The 14,839-nt window shown below is 57.0% G+C and carries 15 protein-coding genes; 3 read left to right on the plus strand and 12 right to left on the minus strand.

Going from position 1 to position 14,839, the window contains the following annotated elements; translation table 11 throughout:
• Window positions 1-29 precede the first annotated feature (29 nt).
• Entirely contained in the window at window positions 30-1,655 is a 1,626-nt protein-coding gene (locus C7H10_RS15285; RefSeq protein ID WP_058089516.1) for an OmpP1/FadL family transporter, read from the plus strand.
• 22 nt (window positions 1,656-1,677) lie between these two features.
• Window positions 1,678-2,697 carry a MalM family protein gene (locus tag C7H10_RS15290; RefSeq protein ID WP_106695548.1) on the plus strand — a complete coding sequence of 340 codons (1,020 nt, stop codon included), beginning with the start codon at window positions 1,678-1,680 and terminating at the stop codon, window positions 2,695-2,697.
• Window positions 2,698-2,701: 4 nt separating this feature from the next.
• On the opposite strand, the gene C7H10_RS15295 is transcribed toward C7H10_RS15290, so the two are convergent.
• From C7H10_RS15295 to C7H10_RS15305, 3 genes are read right to left on the minus strand one after another with little or no spacing between them, the layout of a single operon-like run.
• Complete coding sequence (locus tag C7H10_RS15295; RefSeq protein WP_106695549.1) at window positions 2,702-3,730, minus strand: polysaccharide deacetylase family protein; 1,029 nt, start codon at window positions 3,728-3,730, stop codon at window positions 2,702-2,704.
• A gap of 34 nt (window positions 3,731-3,764) precedes the next feature.
• Window positions 3,765-4,427 carry a DNA-J related domain-containing protein gene (locus tag C7H10_RS15300; RefSeq protein ID WP_106695550.1) on the minus strand — a complete coding sequence of 221 codons (663 nt, stop codon included), beginning with the start codon at window positions 4,425-4,427 and terminating at the stop codon, window positions 3,765-3,767.
• A gap of 21 nt (window positions 4,428-4,448) precedes the next feature.
• The gene (locus tag C7H10_RS15305; RefSeq protein ID WP_106695551.1) at window positions 4,449-5,102 is read right to left on the minus strand and encodes a TetR/AcrR family transcriptional regulator; all 654 of its coding nucleotides are present in this window, start codon (window positions 5,100-5,102) and stop codon (window positions 4,449-4,451) included.
• A 73-nt stretch (window positions 5,103-5,175) separates the two neighbouring features.
• Here C7H10_RS15305 and ttcA point away from each other — a divergent pair, with 73 nt between their 5' ends.
• Window positions 5,176-6,084 carry a tRNA 2-thiocytidine(32) synthetase TtcA gene (ttcA, locus tag C7H10_RS15310; RefSeq protein ID WP_106695552.1) on the plus strand — a complete coding sequence of 303 codons (909 nt, stop codon included), beginning with the start codon at window positions 5,176-5,178 and terminating at the stop codon, window positions 6,082-6,084.
• A 7-nt stretch (window positions 6,085-6,091) separates the two neighbouring features.
• On the opposite strand, the gene C7H10_RS15315 is transcribed toward ttcA, so the two are convergent.
• The 9 genes from C7H10_RS15315 to ccoN form a co-directional block, all read right to left on the minus strand.
• The gene (locus C7H10_RS15315; protein ID WP_106695553.1) at window positions 6,092-6,778 is read right to left on the minus strand and encodes a sulfite exporter TauE/SafE family protein; all 687 of its coding nucleotides are present in this window, start codon (window positions 6,776-6,778) and stop codon (window positions 6,092-6,094) included.
• Complete coding sequence (gene ccoS / locus C7H10_RS15320; protein ID WP_072677532.1) at window positions 6,779-7,018, minus strand: cbb3-type cytochrome oxidase assembly protein CcoS; 240 nt, start codon at window positions 7,016-7,018, stop codon at window positions 6,779-6,781. It abuts the gene before it with no gap.
• A gap of 36 nt (window positions 7,019-7,054) precedes the next feature.
• A complete protein-coding gene (locus C7H10_RS15325) occupies window positions 7,055-9,502 on the minus strand; it encodes a heavy metal translocating P-type ATPase (RefSeq protein WP_106695554.1) in 2,448 nt (815 codons plus the stop codon).
• Window positions 9,499-10,014: a FixH family protein gene (locus C7H10_RS15330; RefSeq protein ID WP_072677530.1), complete on the minus strand. Its 516-nt coding sequence runs from the start codon at window positions 10,012-10,014 to the stop codon at window positions 9,499-9,501. The genes C7H10_RS15325 and C7H10_RS15330 overlap by 4 nt, the downstream gene beginning before the upstream one ends.
• Before the next feature lie 47 nt (window positions 10,015-10,061).
• Window positions 10,062-11,495, minus strand: coding sequence for a cytochrome c oxidase accessory protein CcoG (gene ccoG, locus C7H10_RS15335; RefSeq protein WP_072677529.1), 1,434 nt, complete (start codon window positions 11,493-11,495; stop codon window positions 10,062-10,064).
• A gap of 127 nt (window positions 11,496-11,622) precedes the next feature.
• Window positions 11,623-12,513, minus strand: coding sequence for a cytochrome-c oxidase, cbb3-type subunit III (gene ccoP / locus C7H10_RS15340; protein WP_058089527.1), 891 nt, complete (start codon window positions 12,511-12,513; stop codon window positions 11,623-11,625).
• A complete protein-coding gene (locus tag C7H10_RS15345; RefSeq protein WP_058089528.1) occupies window positions 12,510-12,701 on the minus strand; it encodes a CcoQ/FixQ family Cbb3-type cytochrome c oxidase assembly chaperone in 192 nt (63 codons plus the stop codon). Before C7H10_RS15345 ends, ccoP begins: the two co-directional genes overlap by 4 nt.
• Window positions 12,702-12,705: 4 nt before the next feature.
• Entirely contained in the window at window positions 12,706-13,314 is a 609-nt protein-coding gene (gene ccoO, locus C7H10_RS15350; RefSeq protein ID WP_058089529.1) for a cytochrome-c oxidase, cbb3-type subunit II, read from the minus strand.
• A gap of 13 nt (window positions 13,315-13,327) precedes the next feature.
• Entirely contained in the window at window positions 13,328-14,758 is a 1,431-nt protein-coding gene (ccoN, locus tag C7H10_RS15355) for a cytochrome-c oxidase, cbb3-type subunit I (RefSeq protein WP_072677527.1), read from the minus strand.
• Between the last annotated feature and the right edge of the window lie 81 nt (window positions 14,759-14,839).

Consider the following 14,839-nt stretch of genomic DNA (forward strand, 5'->3'; position numbering starts at 1 on the left):
CAGACGATTTAAGGGAAGGGACGAATTTCATGGCACATTTCAGCCAAACAAAGCAGCTTCTGGGGGCCGTCATCGCCGCGACACTCTCATGTGGAGCACAGGCGCAGCTTGCCCAGAATCTCACCATCCATCCCAAGGCGTTGGCGCTGGGCAATGCCGTGACAGCGGATCCACCCGGTGTCATGGCCATCCATTATAATCCGGCGGGCCTGACCAAACTGAAAGACCGGCAACTTGAGGTAAACCTCCTGAGTGTTTACCTGGACATCGATGCCGACTTTATTGCTCCGGATGGTTATGAAATCTTCGGTATCGACGGACTTGAAATCGACCCGAACACGGGAAAACAGCGGGATCCCGTGGCCAATACCCACAGTCATACCAACAATGTTGCACTCTACGTTCCGGGGTTCGGGATTCTGAAAGCGCCACCGGGCCCTGCGGTTGCGCCGTCAGCGGGCATCAGCATCAATCCTCCGGGGTCAAAACTGACCTTTGCCAACGCTTTCTACCTGCCGCTGGCTGCAGGTTTCTATCGGGACAAGGATGATCCGGGCCGTTACCAACCCCAGGCCACGGCTTTGCAGCGCACCACCTATCTGTCGCCAAGCGTTGGTTATGAAATCAATGACCAGTGGTCGGTGGGTGCGGGTATTCACCTGTCACACATGGGTATTGCCGCCGATCAGTATATGCGGGCCCCCAACATGTTGTTGGGTGTTGCGGAAGTGCTTCAGGATGCGTTCAACTGTGAGAGTGGCGATGAGCCCCTGCAGCCCTGGCTGGCCCTGTGTGGCGGTAACGTGGGCCCCTGGGATGATATTGGTGCTTTGAGCATCAATGTTCAGGAAACCATATCGCCAACCTACACCCTGGGGGTGCTCTGGGAGCCGAACGACTGGTTTCGCTGGGGGGCAAGCTATACCTCTGAAGCGGACATGAACCTCAAAGGGACGTTCGAGATCCAGTACACCGACGACTGGTCCGGTTTCTGGCAGAGTGTTAACGGTTCGGTATTGGGGGCTATTACCTCTGCCATCCTGAGCCTGCCGTCTGGGGCACCCCGGGAAGCGGGTAATGTCAGCATGGATCTGGTCTACCCACAGCATTTCCAGACCGGTATCAGTGTCGATGTTCACCCCAAACTGACGTTGAATGCTGATGTGGGTTGGACAGACTACGCCCAGTGGGATGCCTTCGTGTTCCGCTTTGACCGAAATCTGGAATTCCTGAACGCGGCGCGGATTCTGTCGCCCGACAATGCAACGCCAAACACTCTCCGACTGCCGCTGGGGTTCAAGAGTCAGTGGAACTGGGCATTTGGTGCTGAGTTCCATGCGTCATCACGACTGGATCTACGGGCCGGTGTCGAGATTCGAGACTCAGTCATTCCCGATGACCAGCGATCGATCATGGCACCGTTCGGTGGCGCCAATCTCTACAGCATCGGGATGGGGTACAAGTGGGACAAAAATACCGAGATCGATATGAACCTGTCCTACCTGCAGTCCATTGAAACCATTCCGGCCAATACCAGCTGCAACGTGAACTGTGACAACATCACCAATATCATCTATAACCCCTATGCCGGGCTGGATATCAAAACCTCGTTGCGGGTGGTCATGGCGGGGCTGAGCTTCCGGACCAAGTTCTGATTGTTGCTGGCGGGAAACGGGTATGACAACGGCTCAATTGAGATGCCTGACGGCATTCATGGCAGCGATGGTGATGATGGGGTGCCAATCGTCTGGAACACCCGCAGGGGAGCGGGAGGGCTATTTCTCATGGGTGGATGAGCAGGGGCGTGTTCAGTACACCCGCATTCCGGACGCCGAAGCCAGGCCGACATCTTCGCAGGCGGAGGGCGCCCGGCGCACCGCCGAGCGGGAGGAACCAGCGCTTGAGCCGGATGAAGAATACACCCTCGACAGCTATCCCGATGGCGATGAACTCAACAAAGCCGGAAATCTTCGGCCGGGTCAGCGACAACCCTATTTCACCTGGCGGGATGCCGACGGCAATGTGCGTGTCAGCTATTTTACGCCCGACACCCGTAGCGACGTTGAGAAGGGCCTGATTGCCGCCCCAGTGGAACTGAGCCCGGCCAGCGTTTATCACCGGAGTGAAGGCCGCTATGCCGAACCGGTGGAGGGTTACGATCCCGATGCCTTTGCCATACTGGGCATCGAGCAGGAGCCTGAAAGTGAGTTTGATGCATTCAGTCGCCAGTGTTGTGACAGCTTGCCATCCCGCTCCAGCCAGACCTGGCAGGGCGGGCGTGAGTTTGCTGTCCGGCTTGAAGCGTCGTCACCGGAGAATGATTTTGACACCGGCCGATCACCGTTCCAGTTGATCGCCCTGCCAGCGCGGTCCTCTGTAGCGGCCTTTGTCGCCCGAATACGAAGTTATCACCACAACGGTCTTGTTATTCCAAGCCTGGCGTTTCTTGACGAGGATTTGCGCCCAATCCGGTTGGTGACCGATCTGGTCATGGATTACTCACCTGAGACCTGGCGCAAACGAGGATATCTGGAAGCCTGGGTGCCGGTATTCCCGGGCCAGGGCGAGCACTGGCTGTTGCTTTATACCCGCGAACAGGATTTGCAGGCCCAAACGGTGGTTGAAACCCGCCAGGGACCGAAGGCGATACCACACGTCCGGTTCGGGGAGTTCGGTATCGCCACCTTTGAGGATTAACTTTTCAGTCTTCGGGTTTCGACCGGTCCAGCCATTGTTGTGACAACCAGTAGAAGCTGCCCTGGCCGGCGGGGTGGGTGCAGTTGTAGCGAAAACGCCGGCTTTGCCCCGCTTTGGGTGCCTGCACATGAACAACGCCATCTACTACATCAAAATCGATCCGACCCTGGCCGGTGGCAAAGCAGGTGAGCCGGTTGGCATCCAGCTTGTCGCCCAGTGGGAAGGTCAGGAGGGGCGGGTTCTTATCCAGTATGCCATCCGGCATGTCCTTGGCAGGGGCGGGGAAGCCTTTGCTCAATAGCTTGTCTTTCAGGCTGCCAAGCTGGCCGTATGGGTTGGCCATGGGGAACCTGGGAAGCCGCGTATCGTGGGACCAACGGCCAATCGCGCCGGATTGTTGCCCATAGCCATACCAGCCTCTGTCCGAGAGTTTGGCTTCCAGGGCTTGGTCATACTCGCCGTAAGGATAGGCAAACATGGGCTCTTCAACGCCCAGTCTTTCCTTGAGAACCTTCTGGGCAACATCAAGACTGCGGGTTACCCGTTCTTTCCATACTGCTTCGGGTTCATCGATCTTGCGTGCCAGGTGCCCATGGTCTGTGCTGTGGTTGGCAATGGTCACGCTTTCATGGCTACCCAGTTCCCTGAGTTCATCCCACGTCATGTAGCCCCTTGAACCGATGGCATCAGTATTCACGAAAATCGTATAGGGCATGTCGAAACGTTCGAGAAGGGGAGCCGCGGTGCTGTAGACGGACTCATAGGCATCGTCAAAGGTGATGGCAATCTGCTGGCGGCTATCCAGCTCGCCGGCCAATGCCTGCCGGGTACCTTCCAGAAGGGGCACCACCTCCAGTTCCAGGTCTGCAATCATCTGCAGCTGGGCTTCAAACAGTGACCGGGAGGTACTGGTTGATGCCGGTGTGCTGTCGTCCACGTGATGGTATTGCAGAACCACCAGATCCGCTCTTGCGCTGGCGCCCGCCATGGAGAGGGCGGTGATCATCATAAGGAACGTAAACCGTTTGATCATGATCGTCGTCTGTCCTGAATATCGGTTAGATGGATTATGCGTAGTGTGCTTTCAAGACCGAAAAGGCCTCATTAAGTTTCTGGACTGCTTCGGTATTGCCGCCCCGGTCCGGGTGAGCCTGCATCACCAGCTTGCGAAATCGCTGTTTGATCGGGGAGAAGTGTTCAGGCAGTTCGGTAAAACCGAGTGTTCCGGCAGCCTCTGATACCGCCGGCAGGTTTGGCCGCGTGCGGCACTGTCCGCGCCAGAAGTCATCCATCATCTGGTGGATGGTTGCTTCGGGCATATGATACTGGGACAGATCCAGATAGAACGCCCTGAGTTTGTCTTCTTCCCCCGGTAATCCATCACCGGCAACGGTTTGCTGTTTGGTGATAGTCAGGCGCAACGGTGAAATCAGCAGGGATTCTCCGGCGGGAGCCAGTTGGTCCCGCAGTCGGTAGAGCACGTGAAAGAGCAGAAAATGCACTGGGTAGAGCTGATCCGGTTCGTGGAAGTTGACACGACCAATCAGCGTCCAGGGTTCTGCCTGAAGCGCCTTGATCAGTTCCAGCTCACTCAAGCCAGTTGGTCCCACCTGGCGTAGCTCATGCTCTACCGCCACCAGCAAGTGCTCGGTGTGCTGCTCCAGCCATCGCAGTTCTGAGCTGGCGATAGTGGTATCCGGTTTATTTGCGGTCACGTCTGGGGAAGTCATCATGACTCCATGGTATGCGACTCAGCCCTGGCTTGAAAGCTCGGCCATGGCGGGCAGTCCGCCCAGAAACAGATCTGTGCAAAACCTGGCCGCTTTCTCGGCCTCCTGCTGGGCGCGATCCGGCTCCTGATGCGCGCGCCTGGCCACCAGTGTGCTGATGTCGTAAGCGACCCCGAAGAAAGCTGCACACAGGTACTCCTGGTCAAGATCTGGCAGCAGGCCCCGGGCTATGGCATCACGAACGTCTTCTTCCAGAGACAACATGGCCAGCCCCAGAATGTCTGAGCCGAACAGGTCCCGTAACGCGCGCTGGTTCTGGTGCGCCAGCTCATAGATCACCGGGTCTCTGGCGGTGGCGGAATAGAGAGCCAGGTAGGCGTAGTAGATAAAGTCGCGAGTTGTGCTGGCGGACCGGCGGTAGCGGCTCATGTCTTCATTGAGATGGCTCAGGAAATCCGTCAGAAGGGCGGCAAAGATGTCCTGTTTGCTGGAGAAGTAATTGTAGAAGGTACCCGCTGCCAGACCGGTTCTGCGGACCATGTCACGGATGGTGGAGTTGTCGTAGCCATTTTCGCGAAAGCACTCCCTGGCCGCGACCAGTATGGCATTGCGGTTGCGGATCCGGTTCATTGCCCGTTTTCCGCCAACGTCGTCGCTCAATTTCAACATATCCATGTTGCTATCCTGTCCCTGATACTTTGTGACGCGTATAATTGCCCGCTCACTTATCCTGTGAACGTGCGAGAGTATGTCCCAAGCAATGACCGTCAATCCCGAACTGACTGCTGTTTCTGAGCAGGATCGTCGCCAGAAACTGGAACTGAACAAACTGCAGAAACGCCTGCGCCGGGAAGTCGGGCAGGCCATTGCCGATTTTTCGATGATCGAAGCCGGCGACAAGGTCATGTGCTGCCTGTCAGGTGGCAAGGATTCCTACGCCATGCTGGATATCCTGCTGAACCTTCAGAAAAGCGCGCCGGTCGACTTCGAGCTGATTGCTGTGAACCTTGACCAGAAACAGCCGGGCTTTCCCGAGCATGTGCTCCCGGAATACCTGAAGTCGCTTGGTATCGAGTATCACATCATCGAAAAAGATACCTACAGTATTGTTAAGGAAAAAGTCCCTGAAGGGAAGACCACTTGCGGACTGTGTTCACGCTTGCGCCGGGGAATTCTCTACAATTTTGCAGAAGAGCATGGCGTCACCAAGATTGCGTTGGGTCACCACCGGGACGATATGCTCGAAACCCTGTTCCTGAACATGTTCTACGGGGGCAAACTCAAGTCCATGCCGCCGGTCTTGCACAGTGATGACGGCCGCAATACCGTGATTCGCCCACTGGCGTATGCCCGCGAGAAAGACATTGCCCGGTACGCGACACTGCGTGAATACCCCATTATTCCGTGCAACCTTTGTGGCTCTCAGGAGAACCTGCAACGTCAGGTGATCAAGGACATGTTCCAGCACTGGGACAAGCAGCATCCGGGCAGGCTGGAAACCATGTTCCGGGCGTTGTGCAATGTGGAGCCTTCGCATCTCGCTGATCCGAATCTATACGATTTCAAGGAAGGCAAACGGTTGGGGGGCAAGCGCCAGGCGGTGCAGACAGCCAGCCCTGAGCCGGACTACGGCCGATTGGATGTGCTGAATCTCTGAGGGGTGGTCAGTGCATCAGCGCCTGGAACGGCAGCGTCCATAATCCGAAAAGGATAAGCAGCGCGCCACTGACTTTTCGGAAACCCCGGTTGCCCTGAAGGTTGCGAATCCAGTTGGCGGCGTAACCGGTGGCCAGCATCGACGGCAGGGTGCCAAGACCGAAGAACAGCATGGTCAGGGCGGCAGCGCCAATCGTGGGTTGCAGCGCCGCCCAGCCCAGGGTGCTGTAAACCAGACCGCAGGGTAACCAGCCCCAAAGCGCACCCAGGGCCAGGGCCTGGCCGGAATTGTTGACGGGAATAAAGCGGCGGGTCAGCGGGGCCAGGCGTTTCCACACCGGGGCCCCCACCTTCTCTACAAATCGAATTCCCTGCCACCATTGGCCCATCGATAGCCCCATAAAGATCAGTAGCAGCCCGGCCATGGTCATCAACAACAGAGCTGCCCAGCGCCATTGGCCCGCTGCGCTGGTACTGAAAATGGCAATCAAGGCCGCAATCAGCGCGTAGCTTCCAACCCGGCCCAGATTGAAGGCCAGCAACATAATTGTCTGGCGCAGCCTGAACCCTTTGCCCACCGGCAGGGCCATCGACAGCGAGGCACTGATCCCACCGCACATCCCCAGACAATGAGTGCTTCCCAGCAGCCCGATCAGAAAAGCACTGGAGTAACTGAGGTAGAGTTCAGGCTGCATTCAGGCTTTGTCTTCCGGGTCGCTCTGTTTCGAAGAAGGCTCGGAGTCGGTTTCGTCTGGACGGACTTTATCCTGACGAGCTTCGTCGGGAATCATGTCTTTGTCGTCGTCGTAGAGAATCCGGTGCGCAGGGCCTTCCAGATCATCGTATTGGCCGTTCTTCACCGCCCAGGAAAACAGCACCACCCCCAGCGCCACCAGAACCAGCATCAGGGGGACCAGGAACATGACTATCTGCACGATGGGCTCCTAAACGATAAGTAGATGATTACGGTATCAAGCCGTAGCATGAGAGCCAACTGTATCAGGTTCCTGGCCGGACCTCTTTGAGGATGTGCCAAGCCGCAAGGCATTGAGCACGACCACAAGAGAGCTGGCAGACATACCGATGGCCGCCATCCATGGGGTGACCAGGCCTGCTGCTGCGAGGGGCAGGGCGGCGACGTTGTAGGCAAGCGCCCAGAGCATATTCTGCCGAATGATCCTGCGGGTCTGCTGGCTTGCCTTGATCGCCTCGAGCAGTTGCATCAGCTGACCATTCATCAGCACCGCATCGGCTTTTAGCTGGGTCAAGTCGGCGGCGGTGCCCATGGCGACCGAGATACCCGCACCGGCCATGGAGGGAAGGTCGTTGAGGCCATCGCCCACCATCATTACCTTATGACCTTCATCGCGAAGCTGATCGAGCACGGCCAGCTTCTGTTCCGGTGAGGCTTCGCCAATCGCCGTTTCGATACCCAGTGCTTCGGCAACCTGCTGTACGTGTGCTGATCGATCACCACTGAGAAGCAGGGTTCGTATACCTGCCGCATTAAGTGCCTTGATAGCTTGAGCGGCATCTTCGCGAATTTGATCATCCAGTTGGAAGCTGGCAAGCCATTGGTCGGCGGTAGCGAGCCAGATTTCCATGCCGGAAGCAATGTCCGCTTGGGGGGGCGGAGCGGAAGTGTGTTGCTCAACGAACGCCTTGTGACCGATAAACACGGGCTTGCCATTAAAAGTACCAGACAAACCTCCGCCCAGATGGTTGTTCACATTCTCCACGGCCACCGATGCACATTCGTGAAAAACTCTGGCGATCGGATGTTCGGAGTGTTTTTCCAGGCCGGCTGCCAGTTTCTGACAGCTGGCCTGGTCCATGTCACCGAAGGCCTGGCTACCAGTCAGAGTCAGCTCGCCACGAGTCAAGGTGCCGGTTTTATCGAACAATACGGTGTCGATGCTGTACAGGGATTCCAGTGTGTGGCCTTTGGTGGGCAGGAAGCCGAGTTTCCGCAAACGCATGGTGGCCGAGGTGAGTGCTGTTGGTGTTGCGAGAGAGAGGGCGCAGGGGCAGGTAACCACCAGCACGGACAAGGCGATGTCGAAGGCGTTACCGGCGCCGGCCAGAACCCAGCCACCCCAGACAAGGGGCGTCAGTATCAGCACCTGGCGAATAAACTTGCCAGCGATGCGATCTGCCAGGCGTGCCACGGGGGGCTTCTCGGACTGCACCCGGTCCAGTATCCGCAGGATTCCGGAAAGCCGGGTTTCCGCACCGGCTTTGACCACCCGAATATCCAGCGGATTCTCGCCGTTGATGCTACCGGCATGAACGGTATCGCCGGGCCCCCGGGACTCAGGCAGGTATTCGCCGGTCAGGGCGGCTTCGTTGAGGGTGGACTCACCGGAAACAATCTCTCCGTCCACCGGCAATGTCTCGCCCGGGCGTACACGGATAATATCGCCAGGTTTGACTTCGTGGGCCGGTACCAGATCTGTTTCGCCATCGCGTACCATCGCGGCGACGGTTGGCTGGAATCCGGCCAGGGCGCCGCCTGTCAGGCCTGCGCGGTAACGGGCCTGCACTTCGACATAACGCCCTAGCAGCAGGAAAAAGGTAAACATGCATACGGATTCGAAATACACCTCTTCGCCACCGAACACGGTGACCCAGGCACTGGCCACATAGGCGAGGCCGATAGCAATGGCCACGGGCACATCCATGGTCAGATGTCTGGTGGTCAGGTCGCGCCACGCGTTCTCGAAAAACGGTCGTGCACTGTACAGCAACACTGGCGTTGCCACGATCAGGCTGAACCACCGAAAGAAACTGACGTATTCTGCAGATAACTCACTAATTAGCTCAAAATAGAGCGGAAACGCCAGCATCATGGTCTGGAACGAACCGGCGCCGGCAACAAGCAACCGGATCAGCATGGTGCGGTGTTCGGCTTTCAGGGTCTGCTCGGCTTCGTCGGCCTGGTAGGGGCGAGCGGTATAGCCAAGCTGGTGGATGGCAATCAGCAGATCGCTGAGGCGAGTCTGATCCTGTGCCCACACCAGGCGCGCTCTCTGGGTACTGTGATTAATCGAGAAAGCCTGAACGCCAGGGTGTTGTTTGAGGTGGTTCTCCAGCAACCAGATACAGGCCGCGCAGGTGATGCCGCTGATCAGCAGGTTCGCTTCCTGCCCGCCTTTTACAGGGACGACGAAAGATTTCTGGACCAACGGGTGGTCCAGCTCCTTCAGGCGATCGGTTTCTGAGCGGGTCAGCTCCCGTGGGGTGACGGCGGGTTCCGTGCGAAATTGATAGAAGCCTGTGAGCCCTTCGTTATGAATGGTTTCGCACACAGCCTTACAACCCTGGCAACAGAAGGACCGGGTTTCGCCGTTTAGTTCCAAGGTTATCGGCGGATGGCCGTCCGCTGGCTCACCGCAATGGAAGCACTTCAGGGCACTCACCCCTGGGTAGAACTGGTCGCTTTCAGGGCGATTTTGTCGGACGCCGGCAGCCAAAATTCGCCTTTTACACGCCAGTCGTTGTCCGGGCCCTGCAGGTCGTAGTACCAGCGGCCGTCCATATCCTCAATCAGGTTACCGGTATACTCTCCGGCGGCCATTCGACGAAACTGGATGGTGCGATCCCGCTCCGACATGGTCGGGTGGTACAGGTTGAGAACCAGATACGGATAGTCTGCTGCGCCTTCTTTGCTTTCCAGCGTCAGGCGTGCAGAGCGCTCGTCCACGGTCAGTCCGCCTTTCAGGCCAAGATCCAGGGCTTTCTGGTCCCGTGCGATGGCCATATTGATGCCACGCCCTTCACGGGAGTAGTCATCCGTCACCATGGAAGGAGAAAGAATGCTGCCCACCGTCAGGATGGTCATACCGGAAATAATTGCCGCGATCGGAAATATCGTCAAAAACCAGAACCAGGGTTGGCGATACCAGGGCGCTACGGGGGTATTGTCAGTCATTACGCTATCAACTCTTGTCAGTGTATCGGGTCTCGGCTCACGATATCCTATCGCGGCCTTGGACCAACAAAACGGCTTTCAGTTTCCAGAATAAGTGATGGATCTGTTTCGGACTCCGCATAGAAACGGATGGTGTTATTGGTGTCCGGGATGGATTCGGGCGGAACATCCACGACGGTCGGCAGCGAGCGGATTTCAGAACTGGCAACTGTGACGTTGGTTGTTGTCAGAATCCGGATGCCCTCAAGCCCCTCAACCGACAGGTTGAAGGTCTGGGGAACCTCCGACATGTTCTGGATTTTTATCGTGTAGGAGTTCTCAACGTGGCCTTCGCCGTTGAAGCTGAAAAGCGCGCCACGGTCACGCAGTACGTCCATTTGGGCCGGCACCCGCGTGACCAGAGTGAAAATGATCGCTCCGATCATCAGAGCCAGAACGGCACCGTAGCCAAAGGTTCTCGGCCGCAGAAGCTTGGAGGTCTTGCCTTCCAGTTCGTTCTCGGTTGTGTATCGGATGAGCCCTTTGGGGTAATCCATTTTTTCCATCACTTCATCGCAGGCGTCGATACACAGCGCGCAGCCAATGCATTCATACTGCAACCCATCGCGGATATCGATACCTGTGGGGCATACCTGCACGCACTGACCGCAGTCAATGCAGTCACCCAGGCCCACGTCTGCGGGATTGACGCTTTTCTTACGGCCACCGCGGGGCTCGCCCCGGTTTGGGTCGTAGGAGACAATTCGGGTGTTCGGGTCGAACATGACAGACTGGAAACGGGCGTAGGGGCACATGTACAGGCAAACCTGCTCGCGCATCCAGCCTGCGTTCAGGTAGGTGGCGACAGTGAAGAACGCTACCCAGAAATAGGCCCAGCCATTGGCCTGAAGGGTGAACAGATCAATGATCAGTTCCCGGATCGGGTAGAAATAACCTACAAAGGTAAGGCCCGTTGCCAGAGCGACAAACAGCCACAAGCTGTGTTTGATGGTTTTCTTGGTAACCTTTTCCGTTGAGTTGGGGGCTTTGTCGAGCTTCATGCGCTTGTTGCGGCTACCCTCAACTTTCTCCTCAATCCACATGAAGATGAAGGTCCAGACGGTCTGGGGGCAGGTATAGCCGCACCAAACCCGGCCAAACAGGGTGGTAATGAAGAACAGGCCAAAGGCACAGATAATCAGCATGCCCGAGAGCAGGAAAAAGTCTTTGGGGAAGAAGGTTACGCCATACAGGTGGAATTCCCGTGCCGGCAGGTCGAAATGAATAAGGGGTTGGCCATCAAGTGTCAGCCAGACAAACAGAAAGTACATGCCCATGAGCAGCGTCAGGCTCACGTTGCGGATCTTCTGGAACGTGCCTTTGACTTCCTTGACGTAAATCTTCTTACGGCTGGCGTAGAGATCGACGGTTTCCGGCTTGTTGTTTTTATTGGGAGGCTCGGAGGAAGGGTCTACCTGGGTGACCGGAATTTCATTGCTCATGGGTATCTCCCGAAAGGTGTCGTGCTGGGAGCGGGCCTCGAGGGTCAGCTGATCTTCTCAAGCCTGCACCCGCGAGGCAGGTGCAGGGTTGAGAAGACCGGGCCGGGATGCTCCCGGCCGGTCTGGCTCAGTTTGACAGGCTGTAAACGTAGGCTGCCAGGATCTGGATCTGATCGTCTGTCAGACGGCCTTCCTGAGCTGGCATTTCGTTCTGGCGACCGTGTTCGACGGTCTCCCGGATCCACTCGTAGGTAGAGCCGTACAGCCAGATATTGTCGGTCAGGTTGGGCGCACCCATGGCAGTCATACCGGTTCCATCGGCACCGTGACAAGCCGCACAGGCCTGCTGGTAAACCGCTTCACCCGCTTTTGCAGCCTCGGCATCCCGCTCACGACCACTGTAGCTGAGTACAAAATTAACCACCTGATCAACCTGCTGGCTGGTCATGTTGGGCATGACACCCTTGGCCGGCATGTTGCCCTGACGACCTTTGGCAATGCTGTGCCAGATCTGGTCAGGTTCACCGCCCCACAGCCAGTCGTCGTCGGTCAGGTTGGGGAAACCCACCTGGCCGCGAGCGGCAGTACCGTGGCACACCGAACAGTTGTTGGCATACAAACGCTGGCCAATTTTCATGGCATCTTCGTTCTGCGCCAGCTCCGGGATCGGGGTATCACCAAACTGGGCGTAGATTTCACCATACCTGGCATCGGCTTTAGCTACTTCCGCCTCCCACTGGTTGGCAGAGGTCCAGCCCAGAATGCCCTTGAAGTTACCCAGGCCCGGATAGAGAGCCAGGTATCCAAGTGCAAACACACAGGTTGCGATGAACAGGTAAAACCACCACTTTGGCAGCGGGTTATCGTATTCCTCGATGCCATCGAAGGAATGGCCCATTGTGCGGTCGGTTTCGGTATCGGTCGTCTGGCTTTTGCGGGTGGCCCAAAGCAGCCACCAGCAGCCGAAGATGGTACCGAGCACGATCACGCTGATCCAGATGCTCCAGAAGGTACTCATTGTTTCTTCTCCGTTTTTTCCTGTTCGAGCGTACGCTTGGCTACTTCATCGTCGTCATCGGAGAAGGGCAGCTTTGAGGCTTCCTCATTCGCCTTCTTTCGGTGGGCGCTGAACGCCCACCAAATGATGCCGAGAAAAATCGCCATGATGACCAGCGAGTGTATGCCGCGTAACTCATTAATATCCATGGGATCACCGTTTGTCTGAAATCACAGTACCTAGCTGTTGCAGGTATGCGACCAGTGCTTCGATTTCAAACTTGCCTTCGATGTCTGAGGCAGCACTTGCTACCTGCTCATCGGTATAAGGCACGCCGAGGGTCTGCAGTGTTCTCATTCGAGCTTCGATGGTGGTGTGCTTCACACGGTTATCAAACAGCCAGGGGAAAGCCGGCATGTTGGACTCAGGCACCACGCTGCGCGGATCGTACAGATGCTGGCGCTGCCAGGCATCGGAGTAACGGCCACCCACGCGGGCAAGGTCAGGACCGGTGCGCTTGGAACCCCACAGGAACGGGCGGTCATAAACGAACTCACCCGCCACGGAGTAGTGGCCATAACGCTCGGTTTCCGCCCGGAACGGGCGAATCTGCTGGGTATGGCACACGTGGCAGCCTTCGCGGATGTAGATGTCCCGGCCTTCCAGTTCCAGTGCGGACAGCGGTTCCAGACCATCAACGGGCTGGTTCACATCCTTCTGGAAGAACAAGGGCACTACTTCGGCCAGAAAGCCGCCGCTGATGACCACCACAATCAGGACGATCATCAGGCCAAGGTTCTTTTCTACAATTTCGTGTCTCATCTGGTCTCTCCCCTTACGCCGCTTGAACGGCAGCGTTGTCCTGTGCTGCGGCTTCTTTCTGGCGTACGGTCATGTACACGTTGTAAGCCATGATCAGCATGCCGGTCAGGAAGATGGCGCCACCAATAAACCGGACGAAATAGCCGGGGTAGGACGCTTCCAGAGATTCAACGAAGCTGTAGGTCAGCGTGCCGTCTTCGTTAACTGCACGCCACATCAGGCCCTGCATGATACCGTTTACCCACATGGCAACGATGTACAGTACGGTGCCGACGGTCGCGAGCCAGAAATGCACGTTGATCATCGCTGTGCTGTACATGGCCTGCACGCCCCAGAGCTTCGGAACCAGGTGATACACGGCGCCGATACTGATCATGGCTACCCAGCCGAGGGCACCGGAGTGCACGTGGCCGATGGTCCAGTCAGTGTTGTGGGACAGTGCGTTAACGGTCTTGATGGACATCATCGGGCCTTCGAAGGTGGACATGCCGTAGAAGGACAGGGAGACAACCAGGAACCGCAGGATCGGATCGGTACGCAGTTTGTGCCAGGCGCCAGACAGGGTCATCATGCCGTTGATCATGCCACCCCAGGACGGAGCCAGCAGGATCAGGGACATCACCATGCCCGCAGTCTGTGCCCAGTCAGGCAGGGCAGAGTAGTGCAGGTGGTGGCCGCCGGCCCACACGTAGGTGGTGATCAGCGCCCAGAAGTGCACGATCGACAAGCGGTAGGAATAGACCGGACGGTTCGCCTGCTTGGGTACGAAATAGTACATCATGCCCAGGAAGCCGGCGGTCAGGAAGAAGCCAACGGCGTTGTGGCCGTACCACCATTGCATCATGGCGTCAGTGACACCCGCGTATGCCGAGTAGGATTTCCAGGCGGTAGCTGGCAGGGCCATGTTGTTACCGATGTGCAGAACTGCAACGGTAATGATGAATGCGCCATAGAACCAGTTGGCCACATAAATGTGCGGTGTGCTGCGCTTCATCACGGTGCCGAAGAATACCAGCGCGTAGGTTACCCACACGATGGCAATGGCGATATCAATCGGCCATTCCAGCTCTGCGTATTCCTTGGAAGACGTGATGCCCAGTGGCAAGGTAATGGCGGCCGATACAATGATCGCCTGCCAGCCCCAGAATGTGAACGCTGCCATACCATCGGAGAACAGGCGGGCCTGACAGGTCCGCTGTACAACGTAATAAGAGGTAGCAAACAGGGCACTTCCACCAAAGCCGAAGATGACGGCGTTGGTGTGCAGCGGCCGCAGGCGACCGAAGTGAGTCCAGGGCAGATCGAGGTTGAGGGATGGCCAAACCAGCTGTGCTGCAATCAGCACACCCAGAGCCATGCCTACAATACCCCATACCACTGTCATGATGGCGAATTGTCTCACCACCTTGTAGTTGTATGTCAGGTTTGCATTTACTGTGCTCATAGCCTTACCAATGGGTTTAGGATGGGGAAATATGCGGGCGCAAGTATGGAGAAACCATTAGGCCTTTGCAATGATTCAGGT

This window comes from Marinobacter shengliensis (assembly GCF_003007715.1).
Taxonomy (GTDB): Bacteria; Pseudomonadota; Gammaproteobacteria; order Pseudomonadales; family Oleiphilaceae; genus Marinobacter; species Marinobacter shengliensis.

What these genes read in the sequence shown, in the direction of transcription:
- C7H10_RS15285 (WP_058089516.1), top strand. Translation starts at nt 30, where the DNA reads ATGGCACATTTCAGCCAAACAAAGCAGCTTCTGGGGGCCGTCATCGCC.
- C7H10_RS15290 (WP_106695548.1), top strand. Translation starts at nt 1,678, where the DNA reads ATGACAACGGCTCAATTGAGATGCCTGACGGCATTCATGGCAGCGATG.
- C7H10_RS15295 (WP_106695549.1), bottom strand. Translation starts at nt 3,730, where the DNA reads ATGATCAAACGGTTTACGTTCCTTATGATGATCACCGCCCTCTCCATG.
- C7H10_RS15300 (WP_106695550.1), bottom strand. Translation starts at nt 4,427, where the DNA reads ATGACTTCCCCAGACGTGACCGCAAATAAACCGGATACCACTATCGCC.
- C7H10_RS15305 (WP_106695551.1), bottom strand. Translation starts at nt 5,102, where the DNA reads ATGGATATGTTGAAATTGAGCGACGACGTTGGCGGAAAACGGGCAATG.
- ttcA (WP_106695552.1), top strand. Translation starts at nt 5,176, where the DNA reads ATGTCCCAAGCAATGACCGTCAATCCCGAACTGACTGCTGTTTCTGAG.
- C7H10_RS15315 (WP_106695553.1), bottom strand. Translation starts at nt 6,778, where the DNA reads ATGCAGCCTGAACTCTACCTCAGTTACTCCAGTGCTTTTCTGATCGGG.
- C7H10_RS15330 (WP_072677530.1), bottom strand. Translation starts at nt 10,014, where the DNA reads ATGACTGACAATACCCCCGTAGCGCCCTGGTATCGCCAACCCTGGTTC.
- ccoG (WP_072677529.1), bottom strand. Translation starts at nt 11,495, where the DNA reads ATGAGCAATGAAATTCCGGTCACCCAGGTAGACCCTTCCTCCGAGCCT.
- ccoP (WP_058089527.1), bottom strand. Translation starts at nt 12,513, where the DNA reads ATGAGTACCTTCTGGAGCATCTGGATCAGCGTGATCGTGCTCGGTACC.
- C7H10_RS15345 (WP_058089528.1), bottom strand. Translation starts at nt 12,701, where the DNA reads ATGGATATTAATGAGTTACGCGGCATACACTCGCTGGTCATCATGGCG.
- ccoO (WP_058089529.1), bottom strand. Translation starts at nt 13,314, where the DNA reads ATGAGACACGAAATTGTAGAAAAGAACCTTGGCCTGATGATCGTCCTG.
- ccoN (WP_072677527.1), bottom strand. Translation starts at nt 14,758, where the DNA reads ATGAGCACAGTAAATGCAAACCTGACATACAACTACAAGGTGGTGAGA.